The organism is Fulvivirga aurantia, from assembly GCF_009711475.1.
Classification (GTDB): Bacteria; Bacteroidota; Bacteroidia; order Cytophagales; family Cyclobacteriaceae; genus Fulvivirga; species Fulvivirga aurantia.
The window spans coordinates 1-1,713 of record NZ_SMMD01000315.1 but is presented as its reverse complement, the minus strand read 5'-3'; the positions used below and the strand labels follow the sequence as shown (position 1 = coordinate 1,713).

2 protein-coding genes are annotated in these 1,713 nt (G+C 39.1%); both read left to right on the top strand.

The features are described 5' to 3' along the window. On the top strand, positions 1-997 hold a 997-nt coding region (locus E1176_RS01415; RefSeq protein WP_185152533.1), incomplete at its 5' end, for a tetratricopeptide repeat protein. Then, positions 990-1,713 (top strand): lipoprotein insertase outer membrane protein LolB1 (gene lolB1, locus E1176_RS01410; protein ID WP_155208795.1); only part of this gene is annotated, 724 nt, incomplete at its 3' end. The genes E1176_RS01415 and lolB1, both read left to right, overlap by 8 nt.

The window sequence follows — 1,713 nt, the reverse complement described above, 5'->3', positions numbered from 1 at the left end:
TGAAAGTGCTCAGATAAGACTGGTGCTTGCTGATTTACAAAAGCAAGAGGGCAACACTGAAGACGCTATAAAAAATGTATCAATCGCCTTTGAAGAGCCCTCGCTCGATGTTGATAGCAAAATTCAGTTGCTAGCAGAGTTTCGCTCATCTATCAACAAGGCAGACTTGCAGGATCTAAGCCTCACGCTGGCTCAAAAACTCACCGAGGTGCATCCCGATGTAGCTGATGCACATGCTGTATATGGTGACATACTTTATGCCATAGGAAAGAAAAATGAGGCTAGAAAGTCGTACGAAAAGGCACTTACGATTGATGAATCTAACTTTGCGTTGTGGCAAAATACATTACAAATACTTTTTGAGCTCAATAAACTCGATAGTGTAATCGTAGTATCAGAAAATGCACTTGAGGTATTTCCTAATCAAGGGGCACTATATTATTTTAATGGCAGCGCCAATCTACAAAAGAGAAACTATGAAGAGGCGAGCATGATGCTGGAGCAGGGCAAAAGGCTATCTACAAGCAATTTAGGTCTTGTAAGCGCTTTTAATTCTATGCTTGGCGATGCATATAATGGCTCCAAAGAATATGATAAATCTGACAGGGCATTTGAAGCTGCACTCGACTATGATCCTGAAAATTATGCCGTTCTCAACAATTTCAGCTATTACCTGGCGCTTAGAAAAGACAAACTTGACAAAGCAGAAAAGATGTCGGCAAAAACTGTGAAAGACAACCCCGAAAATGCTACATTCATAGATACTTATGCCTGGGTGCTGTTTATGAGGGAGAAGTATAAGGAGGCAAAAAAAGTAATGGAAAAGGCTTTTGAAACAGGTAATGTAAGTGCCGTACATTATGAACATTATGGCGACATCTTATACAAGCTGGGTGATGTGGACGGGGCCGTTGAGCAATGGCAAAAAGCTAAAGGACTCAATCCAAACGCTGAATTAATAGACAAGAAAATTTCAGACCGCAAACTTTATGAATAGACGACATTCTCTCCTACTCCTCCTCGCTTCGGTTTTATTCATGTCATCGTGTAGTAAAAATCTATCAGGTGTAAGCTGGAATTTCCTTGACAGAAATAAGCTGGATGTACAAGAAGTTGATTTCGAATATTTTTCAGGTAAAGCCAAAATCAATTACAAAGACCACGAACTGGATATCAAGGCCAAAGCTAATGTGCGGGTTAGAAAAGATAGCGCCATTTGGATATCATTTTCAGCTATTGGTATTCAGGGAGCACGTTGTATGATCACTCAGGATTCGATCACAGTCATGAATCTCGTAAAAAAGGAATATTACGTTTTTGATTATGATAGTCTAAGCGCTCAATTCAATTTTGATGTAAACTTTGATGCCATCCAGTCGGTGGCTATGGGTAATCTTATTGTAGAAAGAACAAAGGAAAACGAAGTGTCAAAGGATGATAACTTCTATATGCTTAAGCAACGATCAGGCTCGGTGGCAATTCAAAATTTTGTAAACCAGCGTACCATGAAGTTAGAGCGGGTAGAAATGCTGGAAACCAACTCTAAAAACTCTGCGGTTATTAGATATTATGATTATGGCATGGTTGAAGAACATGCTTTTCCATTTTCAGCAATTATTTCATTATTTTACAAAGCCGATGGAAAAACGCTCAACACAGTGATAGAGTTTGAGTACAGCAAGGCAGAAATCGAAGATAAAGAATTAAAATTTC